General features: G+C 60.6%; 1 protein-coding gene and 1 pseudogene. Both read right to left on the minus strand.

Annotation, left to right across the window (positions count from 1 at the left end):
* The coding region (locus tag DX908_RS15995) for a YhgE/Pip domain-containing protein (RefSeq protein WP_199564788.1) at nt 1-262 on the minus strand (262 nt) is incomplete at its 3' end.
* Nucleotides 259-665, minus strand: a pseudogene (locus tag DX908_RS16000) (MMPL family transporter); the annotation flags it as partial. The pseudogene DX908_RS16000 and the gene DX908_RS15995, both read right to left, overlap by 4 nt.

Here is a 665-nt window from a genome sequence, read left to right on the forward strand (position 1 = left end):
CGAAACCGTCGGCACCGGTGAGCTCGGTGACCAGTTGGCGACCGGCAAAGACAATCTGTTCGTCGCCATCGGTGGTCGTCGTTGTTTGCAGTTCGTCATTGTTCACGAGAGCGACAGGGATGTTGTCGATCGCGTTGTCTCCGTCTCCCGCCGCGGCCACGAACAGCCCAGTGAAGGCGAGTGGTAGCAGGGCGACGGCGGCGAAACCGATGACGGTCAACCACCGCTGGCGGGGCATTGTTGGAGTCTGTGAGGTGCTCATCGAAGGAGTCCTTCCGGTGCAAGCAGATAAAGGTCGACGACGATCACGTTGCGTTCTCCGCGGTCAATCGAGCTGGCGAGGGTAACGGGTCTGCCGGTTCCGAAGAGGAGGGTGGTGCTCGCGTCAGCAAGGCGCGTTACCGCGGTCAAGAACGCCGCTTCATCTTCTGCTTCCGCAAATTGATCGAAGCGGTCGAAGAACACAATCTCGGTGCCCTCGGAGAGCCCCACTGCCGCGAGCGCTACTGATCGCTCGAGTTGCGGTAGGGCGTTGACGTTGGTGTCAGCAGTTACCCGAACGGTGCGACGAGCGGTGACGTCACCAAGAACGTCGTTTACACGCGCGATCCAGTCGCGCACTTTCGCCGCAGTGCGAGGGGTATCCTGCCAACGTTGTGTCATTT

Origin of the sequence: Parvularcula marina, from assembly GCF_003399445.1 — a bacterium.
GTDB lineage: Bacteria > Pseudomonadota > Alphaproteobacteria > Caulobacterales > Parvularculaceae > Parvularcula > Parvularcula marina.